At 31.3% G+C, this 21,563-nt stretch carries 28 protein-coding genes and 1 pseudogene; 17 read left to right on the plus strand and 12 right to left on the minus strand.

The window, feature by feature from the left end; all coding sequences use genetic code 11:
- Positions 1–426: 426 nt before the first annotated feature.
- Positions 427–981 carry a GNAT family N-acetyltransferase gene (locus tag LQ668_RS11925; RefSeq protein WP_107509218.1) on the minus strand — a complete coding sequence of 185 codons (555 nt, stop codon included), beginning with the start codon at positions 979–981 and terminating at the stop codon, positions 427–429.
- A 201-nt stretch (positions 982–1,182) separates the two neighbouring features.
- On the opposite strand from LQ668_RS11925, the gene LQ668_RS11930 reads away from it, so the two are divergent.
- The 3 genes from LQ668_RS11930 (at position 1,183) to LQ668_RS11940 (ending at position 2,828) form a co-directional block, all read left to right on the plus strand.
- Positions 1,183–1,581 (plus strand): aggregation-promoting factor C-terminal-like domain-containing protein, encoded by a 399-nt coding sequence (locus tag LQ668_RS11930; RefSeq protein WP_119634381.1) that lies wholly within the window; start codon positions 1,183–1,185, stop codon positions 1,579–1,581.
- Positions 1,582–1,720: 139 nt separating this feature from the next.
- The gene (locus tag LQ668_RS11935; RefSeq protein WP_078357937.1) at positions 1,721–2,350 is read left to right on the plus strand and encodes an NAD(P)-dependent oxidoreductase; all 630 of its coding nucleotides are present in this window, start codon (positions 1,721–1,723) and stop codon (positions 2,348–2,350) included.
- Between the two features lie 70 nt (positions 2,351–2,420).
- On the plus strand, positions 2,421–2,828 hold the full coding sequence (locus LQ668_RS11940) for an Rrf2 family transcriptional regulator (RefSeq protein WP_119634382.1): 408 nt from the start codon (positions 2,421–2,423) through the stop codon (positions 2,826–2,828).
- A 675-nt stretch (positions 2,829–3,503) separates the two neighbouring features.
- Here the strand turns inward: LQ668_RS11940 and LQ668_RS11945 are convergent.
- The 6 genes from LQ668_RS11945 to rpiA all read right to left on the minus strand — a co-directional run bounded on the left by LQ668_RS11945 (position 3,504) and on the right by rpiA (position 7,661).
- Positions 3,504–4,157 carry a CPBP family intramembrane glutamic endopeptidase gene (locus tag LQ668_RS11945; RefSeq protein WP_119634383.1) on the minus strand — a complete coding sequence of 218 codons (654 nt, stop codon included), beginning with the start codon at positions 4,155–4,157 and terminating at the stop codon, positions 3,504–3,506.
- Between the two features lie 38 nt (positions 4,158–4,195).
- Positions 4,196–5,239 (minus strand): HAMP domain-containing sensor histidine kinase, encoded by a 1,044-nt coding sequence (locus LQ668_RS11950; protein WP_119634384.1) that lies wholly within the window; start codon positions 5,237–5,239, stop codon positions 4,196–4,198.
- A complete protein-coding gene (locus LQ668_RS11955) occupies positions 5,240–5,920 on the minus strand; it encodes a response regulator transcription factor (RefSeq protein ID WP_239776040.1) in 681 nt (226 codons plus the stop codon). It abuts the gene before it with no gap.
- A 5-nt stretch (positions 5,921–5,925) separates the two neighbouring features.
- Entirely contained in the window at positions 5,926–6,363 is a 438-nt protein-coding gene (locus tag LQ668_RS11960) for a DoxX family membrane protein (RefSeq protein ID WP_239776042.1), read from the minus strand.
- Positions 6,364–6,435: 72 nt separating this feature from the next.
- On the minus strand, positions 6,436–6,888 hold the full coding sequence (locus LQ668_RS11965; protein WP_078357931.1) for a DM13 domain-containing protein: 453 nt from the start codon (positions 6,886–6,888) through the stop codon (positions 6,436–6,438).
- A 92-nt stretch (positions 6,889–6,980) separates the two neighbouring features.
- Positions 6,981–7,661, minus strand: coding sequence for a ribose-5-phosphate isomerase RpiA (rpiA, locus tag LQ668_RS11970; RefSeq protein ID WP_203154016.1), 681 nt, complete (start codon positions 7,659–7,661; stop codon positions 6,981–6,983).
- A gap of 422 nt (positions 7,662–8,083) precedes the next feature.
- Here rpiA and isaB point away from each other — a divergent pair, with 422 nt between their 5' ends.
- From isaB to LQ668_RS11985, 3 genes are all read left to right on the plus strand, one after another.
- On the plus strand, positions 8,084–8,665 hold the full coding sequence (isaB, locus tag LQ668_RS11975; protein WP_203154014.1) for an immunodominant staphylococcal antigen IsaB family protein: 582 nt from the start codon (positions 8,084–8,086) through the stop codon (positions 8,663–8,665).
- Between the two features lie 211 nt (positions 8,666–8,876).
- The gene (locus LQ668_RS11980; protein WP_107509209.1) at positions 8,877–9,437 is read left to right on the plus strand and encodes a DapH/DapD/GlmU-related protein; all 561 of its coding nucleotides are present in this window, start codon (positions 8,877–8,879) and stop codon (positions 9,435–9,437) included.
- A 57-nt stretch (positions 9,438–9,494) separates the two neighbouring features.
- Entirely contained in the window at positions 9,495–9,839 is a 345-nt protein-coding gene (locus LQ668_RS11985; RefSeq protein ID WP_203154011.1) for a cyclophilin-like fold protein, read from the plus strand.
- Positions 9,840–9,917: 78 nt separating this feature from the next.
- Here the strand turns inward: LQ668_RS11985 and LQ668_RS11990 are convergent, their stop codons facing one another.
- The gene (locus LQ668_RS11990) at positions 9,918–11,060 is read right to left on the minus strand and encodes an NADH-dependent flavin oxidoreductase (protein WP_203154010.1); all 1,143 of its coding nucleotides are present in this window, start codon (positions 11,058–11,060) and stop codon (positions 9,918–9,920) included.
- 553 nt (positions 11,061–11,613) lie between these two features.
- Between LQ668_RS11990 and LQ668_RS12410 the strand changes: the two genes are divergently transcribed.
- The 5 genes and pseudogenes from LQ668_RS12410 (at position 11,614) to LQ668_RS12005 (ending at position 15,163) form a co-directional block, all read left to right on the plus strand.
- Positions 11,614–11,739, plus strand: coding sequence for a hypothetical protein (locus LQ668_RS12410; protein ID WP_275583902.1), 126 nt, complete (start codon positions 11,614–11,616; stop codon positions 11,737–11,739).
- A 12-nt stretch (positions 11,740–11,751) separates the two neighbouring features.
- Positions 11,752–12,081, plus strand: a pseudogene (locus LQ668_RS12500) (PTS sugar transporter subunit IIA); the annotation flags it as partial.
- Between the two features lie 10 nt (positions 12,082–12,091).
- Positions 12,092–13,474, plus strand: a complete 1,383-nt coding sequence (locus tag LQ668_RS11995) for a PTS fructose transporter subunit IIC (RefSeq protein WP_239776044.1) — start codon at positions 12,092–12,094, stop codon at positions 13,472–13,474.
- A gap of 30 nt (positions 13,475–13,504) precedes the next feature.
- On the plus strand, positions 13,505–14,368 hold the full coding sequence (locus tag LQ668_RS12000; RefSeq protein ID WP_078357925.1) for a ketose-bisphosphate aldolase: 864 nt from the start codon (positions 13,505–13,507) through the stop codon (positions 14,366–14,368).
- 24 nt (positions 14,369–14,392) lie between these two features.
- Positions 14,393–15,163, plus strand: coding sequence for a DeoR/GlpR family DNA-binding transcription regulator (locus LQ668_RS12005; protein WP_115337807.1), 771 nt, complete (start codon positions 14,393–14,395; stop codon positions 15,161–15,163).
- A 92-nt stretch (positions 15,164–15,255) separates the two neighbouring features.
- Here LQ668_RS12005 and chrA read toward each other — a convergent pair whose 3' ends face one another.
- From chrA to LQ668_RS12025, 4 genes are read right to left on the minus strand one after another with little or no spacing between them, the layout of a single operon-like run.
- The gene (gene chrA, locus LQ668_RS12010; RefSeq protein ID WP_078357923.1) at positions 15,256–16,419 is read right to left on the minus strand and encodes a chromate efflux transporter; all 1,164 of its coding nucleotides are present in this window, start codon (positions 16,417–16,419) and stop codon (positions 15,256–15,258) included.
- 36 nt (positions 16,420–16,455) lie between these two features.
- A complete protein-coding gene (gene arsC, locus LQ668_RS12015; protein WP_078357922.1) occupies positions 16,456–16,848 on the minus strand; it encodes an arsenate reductase (thioredoxin) in 393 nt (130 codons plus the stop codon).
- A gap of 17 nt (positions 16,849–16,865) precedes the next feature.
- The gene (arsB, locus tag LQ668_RS12020; RefSeq protein WP_078357921.1) at positions 16,866–18,155 is read right to left on the minus strand and encodes an arsenite efflux transporter membrane subunit ArsB; all 1,290 of its coding nucleotides are present in this window, start codon (positions 18,153–18,155) and stop codon (positions 16,866–16,868) included.
- Positions 18,155–18,469, minus strand: coding sequence for an ArsR/SmtB family transcription factor (locus tag LQ668_RS12025; protein WP_119634394.1), 315 nt, complete (start codon positions 18,467–18,469; stop codon positions 18,155–18,157). The genes arsB and LQ668_RS12025 overlap by 1 nt, the downstream gene beginning before the upstream one ends.
- Before the next feature lie 202 nt (positions 18,470–18,671).
- Between LQ668_RS12025 and LQ668_RS12030 the strand changes: the two genes are divergently transcribed.
- From LQ668_RS12030 to LQ668_RS12055, 6 genes are all read left to right on the plus strand, one after another.
- Positions 18,672–18,872 carry a hypothetical protein gene (locus LQ668_RS12030; protein WP_078357919.1) on the plus strand — a complete coding sequence of 67 codons (201 nt, stop codon included), beginning with the start codon at positions 18,672–18,674 and terminating at the stop codon, positions 18,870–18,872.
- Between the two features lie 32 nt (positions 18,873–18,904).
- Positions 18,905–19,225 (plus strand): ArsR/SmtB family transcription factor, encoded by a 321-nt coding sequence (locus tag LQ668_RS12035; RefSeq protein ID WP_078357918.1) that lies wholly within the window; start codon positions 18,905–18,907, stop codon positions 19,223–19,225.
- A gap of 88 nt (positions 19,226–19,313) precedes the next feature.
- On the plus strand, positions 19,314–20,198 hold the full coding sequence (locus LQ668_RS12040; RefSeq protein ID WP_239776045.1) for a permease: 885 nt from the start codon (positions 19,314–19,316) through the stop codon (positions 20,196–20,198).
- Between the two features lie 63 nt (positions 20,199–20,261).
- Positions 20,262–20,399 carry a hypothetical protein gene (locus tag LQ668_RS12045; protein ID WP_203154007.1) on the plus strand — a complete coding sequence of 46 codons (138 nt, stop codon included), beginning with the start codon at positions 20,262–20,264 and terminating at the stop codon, positions 20,397–20,399.
- A 196-nt stretch (positions 20,400–20,595) separates the two neighbouring features.
- Positions 20,596–20,853, plus strand: coding sequence for a type II toxin-antitoxin system Phd/YefM family antitoxin (locus LQ668_RS12050; protein ID WP_107509201.1), 258 nt, complete (start codon positions 20,596–20,598; stop codon positions 20,851–20,853).
- Positions 20,853–21,119: a Txe/YoeB family addiction module toxin gene (locus tag LQ668_RS12055; RefSeq protein ID WP_078357915.1), complete on the plus strand. Its 267-nt coding sequence runs from the start codon at positions 20,853–20,855 to the stop codon at positions 21,117–21,119. Before LQ668_RS12050 ends, LQ668_RS12055 begins: the two co-directional genes overlap by 1 nt.
- The last annotated feature ends 444 nt before the right edge of the window (positions 21,120–21,563 follow it).

The following is a 21,563-nucleotide window of genomic DNA, read 5'->3' on the forward strand; positions in this document are numbered from 1 at the left end:
AGTTACTTTCAAATATAGCACTTGCCAATTCTTCAAAGTCTACGTTAATATTTAATTGAGTCATATATAGTCACCTCTACAATTTTTTCTTAGTCGATTACATTGTACTAAAGTGAGCTATATATGGCTCTTATTTTATTACACAATTATATGGACATATTCGCTAGTCGGACCTGTCTTGCAATATTCAGTCGCTCTATGTTGCTTGTCGACCCTGTCTTGCAATTTTCAGCCGCTCTATGTTGCTAGTCGACCCTGTCTTGCAATATTCAGTCGCTCTATGTCGCTAGTCGACCCTGTCTTGCAATATTCAACCGCTCTATTTATCATGTTCGACTCGTCTTGATAAATTCAACCGCTCTATTTATCATGTCGGACTCGTCTTGATAAATTCACGGACACACCCTCATCCTCATTACTTCTCTTCTATATATCTAGCTTCCTATCTAATACTTCTTCCATCATCATCCAGCCTTTTTGATCTTGTCCTTCTGTATCATATGGTTCGAATCCGTAATTTAAATACATATTTATAGCTGGATAACTTGTCGTTTGTGTTGTTAAATATACTTGCTCATGGCCAAGTTCAATCATTTTATTCAATGCTGTGCTTAATAACGGCTTCGATAGTTTCTTTCCTTGATATTCTGGTTTAATTGCTACAAAGTGTATTCTTCCTAAATTTTCTCCTATGCCTTCTAAATGACCAAACCATGCTGTTGTTGTACCTATTACTTCTCCACTTTTATTCTCTATAAAAAGACATCTATATTTCATTTCTTCTATATTAGACCCGAATTCTTTATTGAATCTTTTTAGTGCTTCATCAGTATCTTTAAATTCTCCAGCTGCAGTTTCAACTTTAGCCCAATTGTGTTCGTCGCCTTGTCTAAACATTCTTATCGTATATCCTTCTGGTAATTCGAATTGAGGGAAATTTTCTAAGTTATTTCTGAACATTTTTAGTTTAATTCTTTCCATAAGTCATACCTCTTTTTTCTATTTTTTGAAAAATTACAGACTGTCATAAATCCATAATTCTTTTAATATTCCTGTCATAAAAGAAATTTCTTTTTTATTCTACTGTAACCTATGATATCAAAATTGATGTTAAAGTGTATAAAGTAATCAAGAGACAAAATATATAAATTTAATTTATTGCTTATGGAGGAAAATTTTATTATGAAAAAATTATTATTTGCAACAACAGCTGTAGCAGGAATTATTGCTTCTGGTTTTGGAGCACAAGCAGATGCAAGTGAAAATACAAACTACTCAACTCAAAATACTAACTATACAACTACACAAGTAGCCGATACATCTAATACAAACGAAGTATACAAAGAATTTATTGCTGCTGGTGGTACAAAAGCATTATGGGATAATATTGTAATGCCTGAATCAAGTGGTAACCCTAACGCTGTTAATGAACTAGGATATAGAGGTCTTGGTCAAACTAAAGAAGCATGGGGTACTGGTAGTGTTACTGAACAAACTAAAGGCATGATTAACTATGCTAAAGAACGTTATGGTTCAGTAGAAGCTGCAATTGCATTCCGTCAAGCTAACAATTGGTGGTAAGATTTAATATCATATCAAAGACTGCTATGTGGATATCCGCATAGCAGTCTTTTTTTATGAATCACGCTTTTTGACAAACACAATGAGACATATTATACTTAACTTGTATTCAAATTAAATACAAGTGAGGTTTTTTAAAATGAAAATTGGCGTAATCGCAGCAAATGGTAAATCAGGTAAACTGATAACAGAAGAAGCAGTGAATAGAAATTTAGATGTTACTGCAATCGTACGTAATGAAAATAAAACTATTGCTAAACAATCTATTATTAAAGATATTTTTGAATTAACAACTGAAGATTTAACACAATTTGACGTTGTAATCGATGCTTTTGGTGAATTTAGAGAAGATAAACTTCATTTACACCAAGACACTATCCAACATTTAAGTGATATTTTATCAAATACAAATACAAGACTAATCGTTGTTGGAGGCGCTGGTAGTTTATATGTTGATGAGCAATTAGAGACGCAACTATATAACACTCCTGACTTTCCAGATGCTTATAAACCACTTTCAACAGCTCAAGGAAAAGCACTAGACGATCTTCGTAAAAGAGATGATGTACGTTGGACGTTTGTAAGTCCAGCAGCAGAATTTATAGCTGACGGAAAAAGATCAGGAGACTATATACTTGCTGGAGAAAAATTAACATTAAACAGCAAAGGTGAAAGTAAAATAAGTTATGCAGACTTTGCTATTGCATTAATAGACGAAGCAACTGAAGGCAACCATGTACAAGAAAGAATTTCTGTAGTTTCAAAATAATTTCCAATTCTTATCGCTTTTATCATCTTTGAAAGTTATAATAAATAATGAATCTAAGAGGTGATAAAGCGTGAATACACAAATATCGGTCGCAATCCATATACTATCTTTGCTATCAATAAATGACGAACCAATCTCAAGTAAATATATAGCAAGTAGCATTAACAGTAACCCTACACTCGTAAGAAAAATATGTAAATTTTTAAAGAACGGTAATTTAATAGATAGTCAACAAGGTAAATCAGGTTACAAACTATCTAAATCAGCCGATCAAATAGCATTAGGCGACGTATACCATCTCATACAAGAAGAAGAACATTTCGCTAAAATACACCAAGACACAAACCCAGACTGCTTAATAGGTAAAAATATACAAACAGCATTAGATGAAATTTATACTGAAGTAGATTTAAAAATTATCGAAGAACTCAATAAAACAACAATAAAAGACTTAGCCAAAAAAATGACTACTAAGTAACAAAAGGTCTAACCAATTTGAACATCCCCTTTCAAGTAGACACTAAATAGTGCCAAACTTTGAGAAGATCCGTTCATTATATTGGTTAGACCTTTTTTAGTGTGATTCTGAGGTTGTGCTTAGTGGGGGTGCGGTTGGTGGGGTTGCGCTTACTGGCAGAATTCTGAATTGTGCTCCTTAGATTGTTCTTACTAGCAGAATTCCGAATTGTGCTCCTTAGACTGTTCTTACTGGCAGAATTCTGAATTGTGCTCCTTAGACTGTTCTTACTGGCAGAATTCTGAATTATGCTCCTTAGATTGTTCTTACTAGCAGAATTCTGAATTGTGCTCCTTAGACTGTTCTTATTAGCAAAATTCTGAATTGTGCTCCTTAGACTCTTCTTACTGGCAGAATTCTGAATTGTGCTCCTTAACAGCACCTCTTACGGACTTTTCTCGGAATTTTGTCTCTAACGACACCTCTTACGGACTTTTCTCGGAATTATGTCCCTTACGACACCTCTTACGGACATTACTCAGAATTTTGTCCCTAACACACACTCTTACGGACATTTTTCGGAATTTTGTCCCTAACGATACCTCTTACGGACTTTTCTCGGAATTTTGTCCCTAACAACACCTCTTACGGACTTTTCTCGGAATTTTGTCCCTTACACTAAAGCCCGCTTATCTATTATTTATACACAAACAAAAATATCAATATATGTACTAGGTTGTTTAATACGTGACACATTATGGCGATTTCGATTCGATTGGTGATTAAATATAATGCGCCAAAGATGAGTCCGAGTGCAAAGTATATTATAAATTCTCCTATACTTGTTGGTCCGTGAATGAGTCCGAATAGGATACTTGATACGATAAACCCTGCCAGCAAATGTCCTTTGAACATACCTTTTAAAATAAATCCTCTAAATATTAGTTCTTCAAATATTGGTCCTAAAATTACAAATATGATAATTGATATAAAAATCGGCATTGTGTTTAAATCTTTATACACATCCACTTGGTTACTTGGCTGCCCTATTATAGCTGAAATGGTCCAATATATTTCAAGAGATAGTATTGTAGCTATTAATCCAAATAATAGGTGCTTTTTCTCAAGCGGTTTAAACTGTATCAATTTAAACTGAAATTTTGATATTAAATATATGAGCATTATAAATAATATGAGTCCTATAGCGAGCACAACTAAATTACTTGCTAACCCTATAGTTGTATATGTTCCCATACATATAATTGAAAGCAGTATAGACTCCCATAGGACATACTTATATTTATTATGTGCGATTGGCTCATTGTCTTCAAAAATTTTTTTAATGCTCATATAGTCTTAACTCCTTCTTCTTAACTGAAGATTCCTTATTATTTCATCGGCACTTTTAAATAGAATGTTGTACCTACATCTACTTTGCTTTCTACTTCAAGATGTCCGTCCATTTGTTGTGCGAGATTTTTAGCGATATAGAGTCCTAAACCAGAACCACCTGTATCTTTATTTCTTGATTCTTCAACTCGATATGTTCGATCAAAGATGCGATTTAAATGTTGTTCGGCTATACCTGGTCCATCATCTGAAACAGCGATACATATAGAATGATCCGCTTCTTTTGATACTTTTATTTCTATTCTCGAGCCTGCTTGTGTAAACTTAAATGCGTTATCAATTATATTAATTAAAATTCTCTCTAGAGGAATTCTATATTGTTTAATCAACGTTATTTCTTCACACAACTGTACATCTATTGTGCGATTTTTAGTTGATAATTGTCGTTCGTAAGATTGTAAAATTGTTACAAAAAGTTTATCTATATAAATCGTTTCAAGTTTGTATGTTTCTGCGTTGTTTAAATTGAGTTCCATTACACTTGTTAACTCATCAAACATATATGATATTCTTTGTGCTTGTTTTATTAATACATCATAGGCTTTTTGTTGCTCACTTGAGCCAGTAATCACGCCTTCTTTCAACCCTTCAGCATATGAAGCTATACTAGCTAACGGGGTCTTTAAATCATGCGTTAAATTTTGTACCATTTCACTCTTTTCTTGTTGCTCATGTTTCACTTGTTCAATTTTAGCCTCTATATTGTGAGCCATCATATTAAATGAGTCGCTCAATTCTTTCATTTCTTTCGGGCTATCAATTTTTAATTTTGTTTCATTATAATTTCCATTAGCAATTAATTTAGTTTGTTTATTCATCAATCTGATACGTTTAACTAATGGATTGATAAACAAAATACATATAAATGTAGTAAGACAGCTTGAAATAATGGCACTTATGGTAAGTAACAATGTTGTGTTCGCATCAAACCACATCCATTTATATGCTACTGCTAAAATAAGCGTCGTTAATACGATACTACTTATAAATGCGGTGATGATTTGTGTTCTAATAGTTAGCATTTATTTCGCCCTTTCAAATTTATACCCTAAACCCCAGACAGTTTTAATAACAAATTCATTGTAATTTTGTTGTTCTAACTTTTCTCTAATACGACGAATATGTACGTTTACTGTATTGGCATCTTCATAATAATCATATCCCCATACTTTTTCTAACAGTTCCGATTTAGATATGACCATTTTTTCATGTTCAGCGAGATACCATAGTAGATCAAATTCTTTCACTCTTAATGCAATTTCTTCGTGATTAACTTTTATAATTTTTTCTTGTTTACATAATTGTAGTGATCCAAAAGTTAAATACGCTTGTTGATTAAATTTTTGAGTACGATTTAATAAGTTATGTGCTCTTAATACGAGTTCACGTGGGCTAAATGGTTTCTTAATGTAATCATCAGCACCTAATGTTAATGCATATATCGTATCGTGTTCTTGTGTTTTAGCAGTTAAATAAATAAAAGGAATATCTAACTGCCTAGTTTTCATTTCTTTTACAACATCATAGCCATTCTTTTCAGGCATCATAATATCTAAAATAATTAAATCGATATCATCGTTCATTAAATCTATAGCTTGTTGTCCATTAGATGCTATAACGACATGATGACCTTCATATTCAAAATAAGTCTTACAAATATCTAAAATATCTTGTTCATCATCTACTATTAAAATATTTGCCATATTATCTATCCTGCTTCCTTTTTCATAAACATATTATAAATAGCATATGCTGATAGATTACGTAATTTATCCATATTTAATACAATCATAATAAAACCTAATAACTGAATTGGATACGTAAAAATCATATCTGCTAATATGTAATTTATCATTATAAATATACCAAAAAGTGCTGCATATTTCTGTAAGAAACCAATAACTAGTGCAATACCAATCATCATTTCTCCAAGTGGAATAACCCACTCCCACAAAGTAGTATATGGTTCAATCATATACTCAAACATCAACTTATACCACATCGGGGAATCTTCGTTTTGAGCAATAACGTGTGTTAGTCCAGTTAAACTAAATCCTCCAGTGAATTTTTCATAACCTTGTATAAAAATCATCAATCCGCTCATTAAGTGAACTATTAAACATAAAAATTGAAATACTTTTTTCATGACATGCTCCTTTTTAATAAAGTATTGGGGAAACTCAGTTGTCCTGAATTCCCCCTAGAATTTGAAGTTATTTTACTTTAATTTTGCACTTCCGAATACGACATGTGCTTTTTTACAATAAATTGTAACTTCATTATATTTAGATGTGTCCATATCTTTTAAATCAAAAGTTTGTTCCATCTTGTTATAATCTACTTTATCAATTTCCATGCCCTTATCAACATTTCCATCTTTCGTTAAATACACGTGTAAATCTGGTGCTTTAGAAGATTTGAAATCTGTAAGCATTAATTTGTTATCTTTAATCGTTGCTTTACCTTCCACCATTTCATCATTCATAGATTTGAACATGCCAGACATCATCATATCTTTATCTTTCATGTTGTCTTTCGACATATCTTTATCTTTCATTTCACTTTTAGTATCCATATTCTCATCTTTTTTCATGTCATCATTGCCACATGCACCTAATAATAATGTTGTTGTTAATGCAAACGCACCTATAGTTGTCTTAGTTAAATTCATTTAACACATCTCCTCTTTAGTTGATATGTTAAGTGTATGCGCTATATAATCATTAAACCATTAACTGTTTATTAACTACTATGAACTTATTATTAATTATTCATTTCTATAACTTTTCCAGAATTCGAATAACTGATTAGGACTTTTCGAGTCATATTGATGAATAAACCAGTCTCAACTACTCCAACAATAGAAATTAAGTCTTGGTTTAACTTTTCCGGATTGTTAATCACTTTAAAATCACAATCTAAAATATAATGATCATTGTCAGTTAAAAATATACCGTTATTGTCCATTCTTAAAGTAGCGTTACAACCTAGAGCTTCAATTTCACGAGCAGTCACTTCCCAACCAAAAGGTACTACTTCAACAGGTAATTTAAACTCACCTAAAATCTGAACATATTTAGATTCATCAATAATCACAATAAATTGATCCGTAGCATTTGCGACAATTTTCTCACGTAAAAGCGCACCACCCCCACCTTTAATCAATTGGAAGTTCTCATCAACCTCGTCCGCCCCATCAATCACTAAATCTAAATGATTCACTTCAGAAAAATCAGTAAGCGGAATATTATTAGAACGCGCCCATTCAGCAGTCTTTTCAGAAGTAGGAATACCTTTAATATTTAACCCTTCTTTAATACGTTCACCTAAACTCTGAATAGCATAATACATAGTCGACCCCGTACCTAGACCAACCACCATACCATCTTTAATATAATTAATCGCTTCATATGCAACACGTTTTTTAAGATCATCTTGATTCACACCGAACACCTCTTTTTAATAAAATGCTATATGAAATTTAGTTTAACATAATGTTAATCTATGTCTTGGTGGAACACTTCGATTAACGACTGAGTTAATCTACAACTTACTCAATCTCTTCGATTAACGGCTGAGTTAATCTACAACTTAATCAATCTCTTCGATTAACGACTGAGTTAATCTACAACTTACAAACCAACTTTTCCATCCACCAGATATATTTACATTTATGACTGTTTGTTGTATCATCGAGGTGTATTATTATACTTAGTCATAGCGTTTGACACATTTTTAGGAGTGATAATCACAAACATTTGTGGAAGGATGTCCTAGTTTAATAACTTGTCCAAAGATTTATGTATTTGAACATTGATTAAGCAGTTATAGCTGAGAGATACTCAAAAGTTAAGGAGTGATTTATTATGCGTAAAGCAGGAAAATTACTTGCATCAACTGTCATTGTATCAACACTTGTCGTAGGTTCTTCAGCAGCATATATGACAACGAGTAATTCAGAAGCTCAAGCAGCAGAACAAGTTCAAAAATGGGGTCAAGGTGTAGGTGGATCTAGTGGTACAAATACACAAAGTACTTCAGAAACAAACGCACAAATTCCTTGGTATAAATACGAAGGTTATACAACATACGATCCTTACTTTACACTAGATTATAATTTCGTACGTGCATCTAAATATGACAATGTTACCATCGATGGTTATAAAGTAGATCCAAAAGCTTATAAAGATTATGCCTATTCTAAAAAAGTTTATGATACGACTGTAGATTTTAATGATAAAAACGAAGTCATTCAAATAAGTTTTAAAACTAAACCAAATACAGTAACAAAAGAAGCTTTCAAAAAAGCTCATGCCTCTAACGATATGGGAGAAGAAGGTCCAGATAGTGGCAATGGCACAATGATTCCTTATAATACAAACGAGGCTTCATATAAAGCGTTCTTTGATGAAAATGGTTATTTGACTAAAATTATATATGGTCAATAACTTGATAATAAAATAGTAACAAAAAAGGACTGAGACAAATGATTTGTCTCAGTCCTTTTTCATTTTTATTTAGTATTTGAAGCTTTTTCATCTGTTCTAGGTAATGGATAAAATCGTAACTTTTTAAAAAAATCATTTATAACAAATTATTTTCAAATTAAAGGGTATAATTATAATAAAATATATAAAGTCATCATAAAAGGAGAACAATATGTTTAAAAATGTATTAAGCGAAAATATATGGGGACGCGTTGTTAGTGAGAAAGAGCCTGTTTTTGAAGAAATTAATAAAATAGTAGAATCTAACTCAAAATTAATATCAAAGCTAAACAATGAATATCATGATCACGATTCAACAATAAAATTATTATCAGAAATAACAGGACAAAAAGTAGATGATTCTGTTGGAGTTAATTTACCATTGTACTCAGATTTTGGAAAGCATTTATCTATTGGTAAATCTGTATTTATAAATAGTAATGTTATGTTCACAGATTTAGGAGGCATTACTTTAGAAGACCATGTATTAATTGGACCTAGAGTTAATTTACTTAGTGTCAATCATCCTACAAACCCTGAACAGCGTAGAGGATTGATTGTGAGCCCAATTACGATTAAAAGAAACGCATGGATTGGTGCAGCAGCTACAGTATTGCCAGGCGTTACTATTGGCGAAAATGCAATCGTCGGTGCGAATGCTGTCGTAACAAAAGATGTACCAGCAAATACAGTTGTAACTGGTAGCCCAGCTAAAGTTGTTAAAACAATTTAATTCAAATTTAAGCGTTTAATTTATAGCGTTTATTTTTATTATAAGGAGCGTATCTGTATGTCTGAAGTTACATTCACTATTGACTCAAAAACCTTTTCAGCAAATATATTCGATAATGCAACAGCGCAATATTTGCTAGATAAATCACCTTTATCAATTACGATGCATGACTTAAATAACAATGAGAAATATCATAAATTTAATGAGAGATTCCCTACAAACACTCAAGAAGTCGAGCATATTAACAAAGGTGATATTATGTTATATCAAGATTCTTATTTAGTGATTTTTTATAAATCGTTTGATGCAACTTATCGTTATACACCTATTGGTACTATTACAAATCCAGATTCATTAGAAGACATTAATCATAAGTCCGACATAGATATAACTATAAAATAAGGCAGTGGTACAGAAATCTTTTTTAATAAATTAGATTTCTGTCTCACTGCCTTTTTATTTCTATAAATATATAATTGTTTATTTAGTATTTGAAGCTTTTTCATCTGTTCTAGGTAATGGATAAAATCCAGCGTTAAACTGTTTCCATAATGGTTCTGGCAATTCATGTTTGTCAGTTCTTTCTGGATCAAATACTGAAACGATTTCATCTTCTTTACCTTGTTCTATTTTTGAAACGAATTGATGATCAAGTAATAATTCTCTACCTATTGCGATTAGAGGCGCTCCTGTTTCATAAGCTGCTAATGCATCATCTGCAGTAAAGATTGATCCTATACCAATTAATGGAACACGACCATTGATCCAATGTAATAATAATTTCACACGTTGTTCACCTTTGTACTGTCCTTCTCTTGTTGTAGAATGGATATCCATTAATGAAACATGTAAATAATCAATAGGTTGTTCTGAAAGTGTCTTAACTAGCTCTTCAGTTAACTCCATAGAAATTCCTGGAGATTCAACTTCTTCAGGAGAGAAACGATATCCTACAATAAAGTCTGGTGTTGCATGTTCACGCACTACTTTAGTAACCGCTTCAACAACAGCTAAAGGATATTTTAAATGGTCTCCCCACTCATCTTCTCTACGGTTGTAATAAGGTGAGAAGAATTGGTGAATTAAATAATGATTAGCACCATGAATTTCAACACCATCAAAGCCTGCATCAATTGCTATTTTAGTTGCATTAGCAAATGATTCAATAGAATGTTCTATTTCTTCAACAGTTAATTCACGAGCTGTATGTTTTTCTTTTTGTCCAAAGCCTTGTACTGCAACTTCAGTTGGAGCAGCCGCTTCACCAGTTGGCGTTAAACCAGGTAGAGACATTGCACCACCATGATGAATTTGAATTAAAGCTTTCGCACCATTTTTCTTCATCACTTCAGCTTGCTTAGTTAATCCTGGAAGATCTTCCTCTTTAGAAACTGAAGGTTGTCCAGGAAAAGCTTGTCCCAAAGGTTCAACATAACTAGCAGCAGTAAGAGAAATCCCTACATCTTTAGAACGTTTTTCTATATATGGAATTTCAATATCTGAGATAGTACCATCTTCATTTGAAGAAACATGAGTTAAAGGTGCTAAGACAAATCTATTTTTAACTTCTACACCATTAGGTAATTTTAAAGACTTAAATAAAGGTTCATATTTTTCATTCATTTTAGTAAATCCTCCTTATGAAATAACACTATACCACCATAAGAAATCAACACGCTACTTTAATGCTTATAAAAATAGTAAGAAATATATCGAAGACAGATTAGTTAAGTATTGATCGGGATTAATTAGGGAGATGTCTTCGATTAACTACCGAGTTAATCTACAACTTAACCAATCTCTTAGATTAACTGCCGAGTTAATCTACAACTTACAACATCTCTTCGATTAACTATCGAGTTAATCTACAACTTACAACATCTCTTCGATTAACTACCGAATTAATCTACGTCTCATGCTCATCTTTATTAACTTCTAATATTTGGATTTTTAACAAAAGCCTTCTGAAATTTTTGTAATATCTAAATATCATTTAACAAAAATTTCATATAAACATGTATTAAGTTTATCTATACATTAATTTTTGGACGATTTCGTTCACTAAAATAAATGATTTGTATAACATTTTACTCTATATGACATAAATCATTCAAACTATTGAACAGTTTGAATACTATTGATATGATTGTACCCATCAAGTAAGCGCTTACTTTTAATGGTGAAAGGGGGAAATACTACGAAACTAACTGAACTTATTGATAAAGATACTTTTGTTTTTGATGAATCAATCACTACAAAAAATGAACTATTTAATTCACTAACTGAAGTTTTGAATGAATAAGGTTATTTAAAGAATGAGAAAAAATTTCTAAAAGATTTATACAAACGGGAAGAAATTGTTTCAACGGGAATTGAAGATGGATTTGGCATACCACATACAAAGTCAAAATATATAAATAAACCAATAATTACTTTCGCAAAAACTTCTAGGTTATCTGATTATATTGCTTTAGATGACACAAAAATATATATAGTTTTTCTTATTGCGTTACCAAGAAACACTCATGAATCACATTTAGATTTACTAAGTGAATTAGCTAAATTACTAATGGATTCAGAGTTTCTCCAATATATTAAAAATGCTGAACAAGCAGATGAAATTACAAAAATTTTATCTGTATAGGAGGAATATTATGAATATAGTAGGTATTACAGCTTGTCCTACAGGAATTGCACATACTTATATGGCAGCAGAAAAATTAGAAGTTACAGCAAAAACACTTGGTCACAATATAAAAGTTGAAACTCAGGGGTCAAAAATCGAGAATATTTTGACCCAAGAAGAAATAAATAATGCCGATTTAATCTTACTCGCTATTGATAAAGAAATTGACTTAAATAGATTCGGTGGTAAAAAAGTTAAAAAAATTTCAACTGCACAAGCTATTAAGAATCCTGAAAATGTAATAAATGATGGTTTGAATGATATTGAAACCATATACATTGAAGATAATAATGAAAAGAACGGATCTACAAACAAAACTGGCATTTATAATCATTTTATGAACGGTGTAAATTATATGCTCCCCTTTGTAATAGCAGACGGGATTTTAATAGCTATTAGTTTCGCCTTTGGGATCAATGCATCTGATCCTAATTCAGAATCATATAATAAATTAGCAGCTGCGCTTTCTAAAATTGGTGGTGACACCGCTTTTCAATTAATGGTGCCAGCCTTATCCGCTGGTATTGCATCTTCAATTGCGGGGCGAGCCGGATTTGCTCCTGGGTTAGTGGCAGGTACTCTAGCAACCGTGGATGGTTCAGGATTTTTGGGAGGAATGATCAGTGGGCTCATCGCTGGTTATGTAACTGATGCTTTGGCTAATAAAGTTAAAATACCAAAATCTATTTCAGCACTTTATCAACTCATTATTGTACCTTTAGTTTCTATTTTAATAGTTGGGCTTTCTATGATATTCCTTATTAATACCCCTATTGCATGGTTACTTGATACTTTAACACATTGGTTAAATAGCTTAGGTCAATCTTCTGGAATTTTATTCGGATTATTGATTGGAGCAATGATGGCTGCTGATATGGGTGGACCAATCAATAAATCTATTTCAACATTTTCTATCGGATTGATGTCAGCTGGTGTTACTGCCCCTATTCCAGCATGTATGGTAGCAGGTATGACGCCCCCTCTAGGTTTAGCATTAGCAACTCTAATATTTAAAAACAAGTTCACTCTAGAGGAAAGAAGTTCAGGAAAATCTTGTTGGGTGTTAGGCGCCTCATATATTACTGAAGGTGCTATACCATTTGCCGTTGCTGATCCTCTACGGGTTATACCAAGTTTAATATTAGGTTCTGCTACTGCTGCTGCAATATCCATGGGAGCAAGTGTAACATCTTTAGCTCCACACGGCGGAATTTGGATAATGTTTATACCTAATGTTATTAATCATTTATTCATTTATTTAATTGCAATTATAAGTGGAACGCTTGTCACTGCATTATCTGTAGGATTATTAAAGAAAAAGATTTCAGAAGAACAAATTAATAAGATTTAATTAATTTAATATAAATAAGGTGGAGATTTAATGTTATATAATATGAAAGACTTACTAAAAGTAGCAAATGATAATCAATTCGCAGTTCCAGCTTTTAACATATGTAGCTTTGACATGCTTAAATCCATTATGGAAAAAGCAGAATATCTTGATGCCCCTGTTATTCTAGAAATACATCCTGATGAAATTGAATATCTTGGAAACCACTTTGTTTCTGTAGTTAGAGCATATGCTTTAAATAGTAAAGTTCCTGTTGTAATTCACTTGGATCATGGTGGCACATTATATGATGTTACAAGAGCAATTAGAAATGGTTATACATCTGTGATGATAGATGCTTCAACAAAATCATTTGAAGATAATATAGCTATTACTAAAAAAGTTGTAGAAATGGCACATAATGTTGGCGTTTCAGTAGAAGCAGAATTAGGTACCATTGGTAATAATGGTTCTAGTGAGGGTGGAGCGGATGAGATAATATATACAGATCCTGACCAAGCTGAATACTTTGTTAATGAAACTAATATTGACACTTTAGCTGTAGCAATAGGAACATCTCATGGTTTGTATCCAAAAGGTAAACAACCCAAATTAAATATTGAATTACTAAAAGAAATTAATTCCAGATTATCCATACCAATAGTATTGCATGGTGGTTCAGGAAACCCTGACGAAGAAGTTCGTGAATCTGTACAACATGGAGTAGGAAAAGTTAATTTAAGTTCTGATTTGAAAAGCGTATTCTTTGAAGGGATTAGAAAGACTTTAATTGAAAATAAAAATATGTATGAACCCAACGAAATCTATCCAATTGCAAATGCAAGATTAAAAGAAGTAGTTGATTATAAAATGAATTTATTGAATACTGTAGGAAAAGCAAAGTTATATAATTAATAATTTATAAAGGCGGTCTATTTTATGCTTAAAATTATTGAAGAACGACAACAAATTATAATTAACCATCTAAAAATAGTTCAATTTGCAAGAACTCAAGATTTAATTGACTTAGTAAAGTATAGCGAAGCAACAGTCAAAAGAGATTTAATAGAATTAGAAAAAAAAGGTCTAGTCAGAAGAACTCGTGGTGGTGCTATGATTATAGACAATCAAAAAATAGATTTGCCCTATTTAATGAAAATTATTAATTTTAATGAGCAAGATAACAAACATAAACTTGCTGAAAAAGCAAAAACACTAATCAATGATGATATGGTCATTTTTTTAGATTCCAGTACTACTACGTTACACCTTATTAAAATGTTATCTAAATTTGAAGGCTTACAAATTATAACTAATGGCGTTCTCACAGCATCACTTTTATCAGAATTCACAGAAGCTCAAATTAATATTTTAGGAGGAACAGTAGTTAAAAAGAGAAATACCATTAATGGATCTAAAGCTTTTAATGATGCTCTGACATACAATGCAGACATATCTTTTGTTTCATGCAGAGGATTTGATTTAGAGAAAGGTACAACAGAAACTACTGAGGGGGAAGCATTAATAAAACAGGCATTTAGAAGAAATTCTAAGCACTTAGTTTTACTTGTCACAGAAGATAAATATCACAATCAGTACCTTCATAAAAGTTTAGCATTAAATGAAATAGATACTGTAATTACTGACTATAATTTATCGCATAATGATATTGACATATTAAAAAGAAATAACATTACATGTGTATATTAACATCAAAAAAACGAGAACTTCGAGGTTTTAACCGGAGTTCTCGTTATATAATTATCAGCATTTTAAGTACTATTTACATCCTGTGATTTGTATTAATAAAATAAAACACCTAATATTATCCCTATCAAAACAATAGACCATGACGGCAGTTTAAAATACATCAGTAATATAAATAATGAGCTGGCTAGTACAAAATCTAAATCTGATTTAATTGTTGAAGTCCAAATAGGATTATACAAAGCAGCGATAAGAATACCGACTACGCCTGCGCTTATTCCTTTTAAAAATCCTTCAGCGTAAGTGTTAGATTTAATAGCATCCCAAAATGGTAAGATTCCAAATAACAAAAGAAACGCTGGTAGGAAAATAGCAATAGTAGCCAAAAGTCCTCCCCCAAAGCCTGCTATAGTCATACCAATATATGAAGCAAACGTAAATAATGGACCAGGAACAGCTTGAGCGGCTGCATAACCTGTTATGAAGTTATCGGGTGATATTAATCCTTGTGGTACAAACTCATTTTTCAATAAAGGCAAGACAACATGTCCACCTCCAAAAACTAAAGAACCTGATCTATAAAAACTATCAAACATTTTTAACCATAGATTATTTGTCACAGAACTAACTATCGGTAATACAGTTAATAGTAAAAAGAATAATGATAATGAAATAAAACCTAATTTTTTTGGTAACTTAAATGATTTCCTTTTTATTTTAATTCTATCTGTTGAAGTTTGTTTTAGAAATATGAGACCATATACACCAGTTATTAATAGCGCAATAACTTGTATATAAAGATTATCTATTAATAATGATAATATAAGAACAAATAATGCTAATATAATAGTAGTTTTAGTATTTGTTAATTTTTTACCCATTCCTATAATAGCTTGGGCGACAATAGCAACAGCTACAAGTTTTAAACCTTGCAACCAAGTAAAACTTGCATCACTATTAGTAAATAGTGTTGAAAATATCATCAGTATAATTACAGAAGGAAGTGTAAAACCGATAAATGAGATAATACCTCCCCCGATGCCTCCTCTTATAGTTCCTATACCAATACCTACTTGGCTACTTGCAGGGCCAGGTAAAAACTGACATAGTGCTACCAAATCGGAGTACTCCTTTTCATCAAGCCACTTTCTTTTCTTAACATACTCATCATAAAAATAACCTAAATGAGCAGTTGGCCCCCCGAATGATAATAAACCCAGTTTTAATGCAACAAAAAATATATTTATATAATTATACATAAAGAGCTCCTTATATATCGCTGATTAATTTTTTATTCAACTATTGAATTCTTTAATTTTTTTGCCAATTTCATCTCTAACACGTTGGAATTCTGACCATTCTTTACCTGCTGGATCATCAAATCCCCAGTGTTCTTTTTTTACGTTTGGTGGTAGTATAGGACAATTATTGTCTGCATCACTACATAAGGTTACGACCAAATCTGATTGTTTTAAGATATCATTATCAATCAAGTCTGATGTATGATTTGAGATATCAATACTTACTTCTTTCATAGCTTCTACTGCTTTAGGGTTAACACCATGTGTCTCAATACCAGCAGAATAGACATTCCAATCTTCTCCTAATATTTCCTTTCCCCAACCTTCAGCCATTTGGCTACGACATGAGTTTCCAGTACATATAAAATAAATTGTCTTCTTATCCATAAATAAACCCTCTTTTCTTAAAATATGATTAGTGTAAGGTATAAACCTAAAAGTGTTACAAATAGTACTGGAATAGTAATAATGATTCCAGTTTTAAAGTATGTCCACCAAGAAATCTTTACTCCTTTTTGTGTTAACACATGGAGCCACAATAATGTTGCTAAAGAACCAATTGGCGTAATTTTAGGACCTAAATCAGAACCGATTACATTCGCATATACCATTCCCTCTTTAATAGTACCTACTACATTAGATTGTCCAATAGCAATAGCGTCTATTAAAACAGTTGGCATGTTGTTCATAATAGAGGATAGGAATGCTGCTATAAAGCCCATACCCATGATACTGCTAAATAATCCATGACTTGAAATATTAGATAATACATCAGCTAAAATTGTTGTGATACCTACGTTTTTTAAACCAAATACAACTAAATACATACCAATAGAAAATAGAACGATGTTCCATGGTGCACCTTTAATCACTTGTTTTGTATGAACTGCTTTAGATTTACGAGCTAACATCACAAAGATAAAAGCAATAATACCAGCAATGATTGATACAGGAATTTGAATAAACTCACTTATAAGATAACCCACGAGTAATATTGCTAATACAACCCATGAAACTTTAAATAATTTCGGATCTTTAATTGCATCTTTTGGAGCTGTAAGATTTTCTGTATCGAATGTTTTCGGTATAGATTTTCTGAAATATAACCATAAAATAAGAATACTAGCAATCAGAGAGAATATATTAGGAATAATCATTCGACTAAAATACTCAATAAACCCAATATTAAAGTAATCTGCAGAAACAATATTAACTAAATTACTAACGATTAAAGGAAGTGATGTGGTATCAGCAATAAAACCACTGGCAATAATAAAAGGAAAAATCACTTTTTTATTAAATCCTAGATTCCTTACCATCGCTAATACAATGGGCGTTAAGATTAAAGCAGCACCATCATTTGCAAAAAATGCTGCTACAACTGCCCCTAAAAGCATGATAAAAACAAACATTTTTAATCCGTTACCGTTTGAAGCCTTGACCATATGTATCGCAGACCATTCAAAAAAACCAATTTCATCTAATATTAATGAAATAAGAATAACAGCTACAAATGTTAGGGTAGCATTCCAAACAATACCAGTTACTTCTAATACATCGGAAAAACTTACGACCCCTGTAATGATAGCAACGACAGCTCCAATTAAAGCTGTAATACCAATATCTAAGCCTTTAGGTTGCCATATTACAAAAATTAAAGTTAAAAGAAAAATTACAATTGCTAAAATTGTCATCAACATTCACCTGATTTCATATTTTTACACACACAACGTTGATTAGATGTATTAATGACTTTTAAATTTTGATTAATATCATCTAAAATTGCGTGATTAAGTTGATACATGTGTTTATTACCATTTTTTCGTGTAGTAACTAAATCGTTATCTACTAATGACTTCATGTGATGACTGAGCGTAGGTTGTGAGAATTGAAAGTGTTCTAGCAAGTCACAAGCACATAACTCACCGCAAGATAGTAAATCTAGTATTTCCAATCTACTCGGATCTGATAAAATTTTGAATATTGATGATAGTTCTTTATAAGACATAAAAATACCTCCTAGATATTAAATAGACTATCATCTATATAGCTTTATGTCTATATAGTTTCCACCTATTTCTAGTATTAAATTAGGATACGTTGTAAATAACTAGTTTTGATACCTTGCAAAAATTAAAATAATTATTTATAGTTAATACATCAAGAAAAGTTGATGTATTGTTTTAGTATTTATAAAGGAGTCCAATTTTATGAGAGTAAATCACGCAAGTACACTGTCAGTTGATTATTTTGTTAGTTATTTAAATTTAATTATGATATCAAGGAAAGTTTCTCTAAAAAAAGCTATATTATATATGAAGAAAGAGTTTTTTAAAGGTGAAACGAATATATATGGTGAAATGACAGAAACTCATTTTAACCAAGCAATAAAAGAGCTTAAACAGAAATAGAGACATTTAAATATCAAAGAGGTGATTATTCAATGGAAGTAATTAAATCCAGTCCTAATAGAACTGAGGAAGAACAATTAGATTTTTATGAACAGATGTTTAATGCACTTGCTGATAAAATTAGACTTAAAATTTTGCATTCAATACGTCAAAGCGATACAAAATCTTTGTGTGTATGTGATTTGGAGAAAGTATTAGAACTAAAGCAATCAAAACTTTCTTATCATCTAAAAAAATTAGTAGCTGTAAATATTCTTATTGCTGAAAAACATGGTACATGGAACTATTATAAAATTAATGAGCAACAAATACAGGTAGTTTTGAATGAAGATACTTGTTGTAAGATATTATAAGTATCTTCTTTTAATATAAAATTAATCAACTTTTTTTGATTAATATATCAAAAAAAGTTGATTAAACAAATTCGGAGGCATTATCCTAATGTTAGATTCAATTATAGATTTCATAAAAACATTTTTAATGTTGTTTTTTGAATTATTAATATTATTCATAATCGTGAGCTTTATTGTAAGTCTAATTCAACAAGTTGTTTCAGAAGATAAAATTAAAAGATTTTTGAGCAAACCTAACCAAGCGATTAATTATATATTTGGAATGGTATTTGGTGCTATTACACCATTTTGTTCCTGTTCCACACTACCCATACTCGCAGGTCTATTAAATTCTAAAATTCCTTTTGGACCGGCAATGAGTTTCTTGATTGCTTCACCATTAATGAATCCTTTAATGTTGTTTATGTTATGGGCTTTATTAGGTTGGAAAGTTGCTGTTGTTTATTTTGTAGTACTAGCAATTTTTAGTATTTTAACAGGTCTAATATTTTCAAAAATGAATTTAGCTGAAAGTTATAAAGGAGTTAATGTTAAAGGAGACGGATTTTTTGCTAACAAAACAGGGTCTCGTTTTAAACAAGCATTAAACGATGCGTGGGCATTTTTATACCCAATGCTACCTTATCTATTCATTGGTGTGTTTATTGGTGCATTTATATATGGGTTCGTACCTGCAACATTTATAACTAAATATACAAGTGGCGATGGTATTATCTCTGTATTCATTGCTTCTGTTATTGGTATTCCTATGTATATCAGACCTGAAACAATGTTGCCTATAGCTGAAGCATTAGTATCAAAAGGTATGTCGCTAGGAACAGTTGTTGCATTGATAATTGGTGGTGCTGGGGCAAGTATTCCAGAAGTTGTATTGCTATCTAAGTTATTTAAGAAAAAATTTGTTGTATCATTTGTCATCGCAATTTTTTTTGTAGCTATTGCTACAGGATTAATTGTAAATATGATTGTTTAAATTTAAGAAGGATAAATAGTGAATCAAGTAGCGTCAGTAATCAATATATAAGGAGGTGTTAAAATGGAAAAAAACGCATTTAAAAAAGCTATTTCTAAATTAAAGCCTAAAAAGCAATCTTGTTGTTCCGTAGAGATTGAAGAAAATAAAGAGAGCAAAGACGAGCACAAAAATAAAGATCAACAGAATAATAAAGAATGACTTTCCTTGATAAATGAGAAAGAGCAGTATAATTATTATGTTTTTTATATTTCTCAAAATTCTATCAATAAATTGTAAAAAAACTAAAAACGCCTCTTTAATTTCATGAAAATTAAAGAGGCTATCATTAGACTATAAATTTACGTACGCTTTTAAGTACGTTATAATAAAAGAGAAAGAAAGGTAGTGATCAATAATGAATATTAAAACGCCTACTAATGCGAGAAAAGAATTCTATGAATTACTTAAACAGGTTAATGATAGTCATGAGCCCGTTTTTATAAGTGGCTCTAAAAGCGAGAATAATGCAGTCATTATAGGACAAAAAGATTGGAATAGCATTCAAGAAACATTGTTTCTTGAATCAACAGGAACTATGGATAAAGTTAGAGAACGTGAAAAAGATAGTAGTGGCTATTCTGATATTGATGCCTTGGATTGGGATAATATCTAATGAGTAATTACAGTGTTTTTATTAAAAACTCAGCAAAATCAGATTTAAAGAAAATCAAACAATCACAACTTAAAACCCCGTTTTTAAAGATTGTAGAAACGTTAAAGGAAGATCCCTATTTTCCAAATCAGTCTTTTGAAAAGTTACAGCCCAAACATTTGGAACGTTATTCTAGAAGAATTAATCACCAACACAGGGTAGTTTATACAGTTAATGAAGATAGTAAAGAAGTCTTTATCACCTCAGCATGGTCTTATTACGAGTAAGTCAAAATACTCTCATCATAAGTTAAATATTAATATTTTCTTTCTTACACTTTTATTACTTTATTCTTCTTTATTATCTTCTACTTTAGATTCTATGAGTTGAGTATATAGTTTTCTAACACCATCTTCATTTTTTTGAGAATTTTTTACTACACAATGAATATTGTAAGTGTTCTTTTCGATTTCCAATCACACTTAGCTTATTCAAATCTTTTATTTTCCCTCTTCTTTTTAATAATTCTTTTTGAAAGCCTAATACTTTTTTGCTCTGTGTTATTTAAATCAACCATTTCAACAATATGTTACACATTAGTCACTATCTTTTCATATATAGTGAGTTGTTTCTTACTAAACTCTTCGATTAACTACCAAGTTAATCTACAACTTTACCCATCTCTTCGATTAACTACCAAGTTAATCTACAACTTTACCCATCTCTTCGAT

This window comes from Mammaliicoccus sp. K-M42 (assembly GCF_022386375.1).
Taxonomy (GTDB): domain Bacteria; phylum Bacillota; class Bacilli; order Staphylococcales; family Staphylococcaceae; genus Mammaliicoccus; species Mammaliicoccus fleurettii.